This window comes from Neobacillus drentensis, assembly GCF_036966985.1.
Classification (GTDB): domain Bacteria; phylum Bacillota; class Bacilli; order Bacillales; family Cytobacillaceae; genus Neobacillus; species Neobacillus drentensis_E.
Genome location: NZ_JBALSN010000367.1, coordinates 1 through 4432 on the forward strand (window position 1 = coordinate 1; position 4432 = coordinate 4432).

The window sequence follows — 4432 nt, forward strand, 5'->3', positions numbered from 1 at the left end:
CATTCGTGAGTGGGGCTTAGGAAAAGCAGCCTTCTTCATGGGCTTATTTGGTATTACAGAAGGTGCAATTCCATTCGCTGCAAAAGATCCGCTACGCGTTATACCAAGTATTATGGTCGGTTCAATGGTCGGTGCCGTCATCGCGATGTTAAGCCATGTTGGCGACCATGTACCACACGGCGGACTCATTGTCGCAGCACTCGGAGCAATCGATAACGTAGTTATGTTCTTAATTGCCATTATTGTTGGTGTATTTGTCACTGCCTTTATGGTCAATGGATTGAAAAAGAATGTGGAGTGATTATTAATGAAACTAACAGATCTAATTAGTTTAGAGCTAATTGGTACAGACATCCAAGGAACCACGAAAGAATCTGTTATTGATGAAATGATCGAAAAACTGGATCAAGTTGGAGCCATCACCTCTAAACGTAAATTCAAAAAGCCATTATCAGCCGCGAAAAAGAAAGTACAACAGGAATCGGCTTCAACATTGCCATTCCACACGGCAAATCAAAGGCGGTTGTAAAACCTTCAGTCGTATTTGGCATCAAAAAAGACGGCGTAGATTGGCAGGCCTATGACGGAACACCAGCTAAACTAATCTTCATGATTGCCGTCCCAGAATCAGCTGCCGGTAACGAACATCTCAAAATTCTTCAAATGCTATCACGCAAACTCATGAACGAAGAATATAGAGAACAACTCCTTGCCATCCAAACAAAAGAACATGCATTAGAGTTGTTAGGGCAAATAGAGTAAAAAGAAATACGGTGTCAGGCACCACCCGTGGACAAATCCCCCTTTTTGTCCACATGGAGCGGACACCTTATTTTATGCATTTCTACTACAAGCCATGAAAAATCGTTTTAATAATTATTAATTAGAGAGATGAATGAAATGGATTGGAAAATTAAAAGTTCCATTAAAGAAAAAGTTCGATCGCTTTGGGGTTATTATTGATAAGATCAGTCTCTTTCTATGAAAGAATTAAACTCCTCGATTAAAAAGGGGGAATTCAAACATGGGGCGGTGATGACAGCTATATTACGATATAAGCTAATTTTTTGATTAATATAAAAAGGAGAGGCGCTTCCTCTCCCTTTTTCCTCTAGGTATGTGACACAATCAATTCACATTGACCATCAATAATAAATTCCTTTATTCCCACCGGAATGATGAAATGCATCCCCTGCTCCAATGGATACCGCTCCTCATTGCAAACAAGAGAACCATTTCCCTTGATAACACTTAAAAGCAAATATTGATCACGGAAGGAAAAAGAAGCTTTTCCGGTAATCTCCCATTTATACACTGAGAAAAAATCCGATTCAACAAAAGTCGTAATCTTAGTATTTTGTCTTTCCTCAAAACGAGGTGAACTTACTGCATCTTGATGAGGCACAGTCGTTACTTCAATCGCTTTGTCTAAATGAAGATCCCGTAAATTTCCTTCTGCATCCCTGCGGTCATAATCATACACCCGGTAAGTCGTGTCAGAGCTTTGCTGTGTTTCCAATACTAGCGTTCCTTCACACAAAGCATGGACAGTCCCGCTTGGGACATAGAAAAAATCCCCTGGCTTAATTTTCACTCTACGCAGCAGCTCATTCCATTTTCCTTCGTTAATCTGCTGAACTAAGTCTTCCTTGGTTTTGGCATTGTGACCGAAAATCATCTCCGCATCTTCTTTACAGTCAATAATATACCAGCACTCTGTCTTCCCGAGTTCTCCGTTTTCATTCACCTTCGCATATGCATCATCGGGATGAACCTGAACGGACAAATCCATGTTAGCATCCAAAATCTTGGTCAACAGTGGAAAAACCTCTTCCTTTGGATTCCCAAAAAGTTCAGGATGCTCACGCCATAAATTGTCCAAAGTAGTGCCAGCATATGAACCATTTTCAATGACAGAAGGACCATTCGGATGTGCGGAAATCGCCCAGCATTCCCCTGTAATGTCTGATGGAATCTCATATCCAAATTCTTTTTGTAGGGCAGTTCCGCCCCAAATTCTTTCTTTAAAAACAGGTTTTAAAAATAATGGTTGCACAAAAATCGCCTCCAGAAATAATTTTAATCTTTAAATATCCCCTTGAAACGCTTGATAAGCAAGCATTAATGCACCAGTAATTCCGGCATTATCACCTAAACCCGGACTCACAATATAATCAGTAAGCTCCGGCAAAGACACATACTCATTCAAAAATTCCCTCAGATACCTATTAAGTGAAGTAAACACTTGTTGTTGTTTCATTACTCCTCCGCCAAGGATAATTTTTTTCGGCGAAAGAATCAAAATAAATTGCATCAAGGCTTGGGCAAGATAATAACCCTCCATATCCCATACTTCCGGCCGCTCAACAAGCTGGTCTCCTTTCGGTCCCCAGCGGGCTTCAATGGCTGGGCCGGCAGCGAGACCTTCTAAACAGTCGTGATGATAAGGACACTTCCCTTGATACTCGTCATTTGGATGGCGTCTTACAAGGATATGCCCCATTTCAGGATGTGAAAGTCCTTGCAGGAGTTTCCCTTGTACAATCGCTCCGGCGCCAATTCCAGTGCCAACCGTGATGTACAGGCAGCTGTCCAATCCTTTCGCTGCACCGAATTTGGCTTCTCCCAAAGCCGCTGCATTTACATCCGTATTGAATCCAACCGGAACAGAAAAAACCTCTTGTATTTTTTGTACGAACGGAAAATCGCGCCATCCTGGCTTGGGAGTAGATGTAATAAAACCGTAAGTAGGACTTTCCTTAATGACATCGATAGGACCGAATGAACCTACCCCTATGGCTTTAATCGGATATTGCTTGAAAAATTCAATCACCTTCGGTATCGTATCCTCTGGAACAGTTGTTGGAATCTGAATCCGATCGATAATCGTTCCCTTTTCATCACCAACAGCGCAAACAAACTTTGTCCCGCCGGCTTCAATTGCACCTAACATAAAAATCCCCCAATTCTTAGGTTTCATTCGAACAGCTTAGAACTCTCTTTGGATTTTCTCCAAATAAAATATAAGGATGGAATAATTATGACATATATAATCGGAAAAAGACTGAAGGAAATCGGTAAAAGCTGTTCGATATCAAAGTCTTTCCTCATCACTAAAAATATAAGGACACCGATGATTCTCCCAACTCCTAATGGAATTTCACGAATAATAATATAATCCAGGCGCTTTTCCTTGTACATAGGGTCCTTTTCAATGGCCTCATAGATCATCGCACTCATCGAAGTGATAACCATATTGTTCGCTAAAGGTGAAACAATTCCAAAAATAATCAATGAAACGAGGATCGGCAGGATTGATACCAATACAGAGCTCAAAAAGATACTAATAGATCCAATCGCATAAATCGCAAGACGATATTTCGGATTAGAGAATTTCGCGAGAATATAGAAGGTAGCAATGGCTACAAGCTCAGCCGCTGTATTATAAACGCCTAGGCTCAACTCTCCACCTGCGACCTTAAATGTCATCATCGTAATCAAAAAGGTCCCGTACACACCCGATACAATTCCATCTGCAAACATGACCTTGTACATCTTCTTCCATTCCCTTGATGGATTCTTAATGACATCCCAAAAATAACTTTTGGCCGTAATCGGATTCCCTTTCACTTTTAGAGAAGTGAAAAAAGAAATAACAAAAAAGATACATGTTCCAATAAAAACAACATAATAACCTGTCATCCCCTTGAATTGCGAGATGATAATGCCTGATAAAACTGGGCCGATAACCCCTCCAATGGTAAATAAAGTGCTTTGTACATATAAAAATTGATCCCGGTTATCATTGGTGGTTAAATCTAATACGGCCAAATGCATACCGACATAATACAAACTCATGGCCAAACCAGTAGAAAATCCTAACAACATCATATGATGACTTAAGGTGTCATGAAAAATAAGCATAATCAAATAGGTAATCAGATAAAACACAAACCCTAAGCGCATCGTAATCATCGGGCTCGTTTTTCGGGCGAGCCACCCGCAAAGCCCAAAACAAATGATGATGGCAATGGACCAATACAAACTATAATAGGCCAGCAGAGAATAGGTTTTATCGAGTTTCCACAAGAAGACACTTTGAAAAACACCCGACAAAACCTGTCCAAAGGAAAATAAAGCATTCATCAGCAAATAAAACTTCAATTCTGTAGAAAAAGACTTAAATATTTGAAACATAAATGGTTCTCCTTTTCTAGGAGAGTCGGCTAAAAAGCCGACAATCTCTGAAACTAGTGGTTAATGACCGCTTTAGAAACGTTAAGTTTCGGGAAGCTAGCCATTGCCTCTGGAAGCTCTTCAATCCCAAAACGATGAGAAATGAGCGCCCCTACATCCACCACTTTTTTTGAAATAAGGGCAATCGCTTCATCGTGAGTATATGGATTCACAAACGACCCCTTGATGGTAAGTT

3 protein-coding genes and 2 pseudogenes are annotated in these 4432 nt (G+C 40.5%); 1 reads left to right on the forward strand and 4 read right to left on the reverse strand.

The features are described 5' to 3' along the window. Positions 1-762: pseudogene (locus tag V7659_RS22135) on the forward strand (fructose PTS transporter subunit IIA); the annotation flags it as partial. A gap of 349 nt (positions 763-1111) precedes the next feature. Here V7659_RS22135 and manA read toward each other — a convergent pair. The 4 genes and pseudogenes from manA to V7659_RS22155 form a co-directional block, all read right to left on the reverse strand. Next, positions 1112-2056 carry a mannose-6-phosphate isomerase, class I gene (gene manA / locus V7659_RS22140; protein ID WP_335542320.1) on the reverse strand — a complete coding sequence of 315 codons (945 nt, stop codon included), beginning with the start codon at positions 2054-2056 and terminating at the stop codon, positions 1112-1114. 30 nt (positions 2057-2086) lie between these two features. Next, on the reverse strand, positions 2087-2953 hold the full coding sequence (locus V7659_RS22145; RefSeq protein ID WP_098932613.1) for an ROK family protein: 867 nt from the start codon (positions 2951-2953) through the stop codon (positions 2087-2089). Positions 2954-2976: 23 nt separating this feature from the next. Continuing rightward, positions 2977-4197, reverse strand: coding sequence for an MFS transporter (locus V7659_RS22150; RefSeq protein WP_335542323.1), 1221 nt, complete (start codon positions 4195-4197; stop codon positions 2977-2979). Between the two features lie 53 nt (positions 4198-4250). Next, positions 4251-4432, reverse strand: a pseudogene (locus V7659_RS22155) (zinc-dependent alcohol dehydrogenase family protein); the annotation flags it as partial.

Coding starts and splice junctions, on each gene's coding strand:
- V7659_RS22145 (WP_098932613.1), bottom strand. CDS start 2,953: ATGTTAGGTGCAATTGAAGCCGGCGGGACAAAGTTTGTTTGCGCTGTT.
- V7659_RS22150 (WP_335542323.1), bottom strand. CDS start 4,197: ATGTTTCAAATATTTAAGTCTTTTTCTACAGAATTGAAGTTTTATTTG.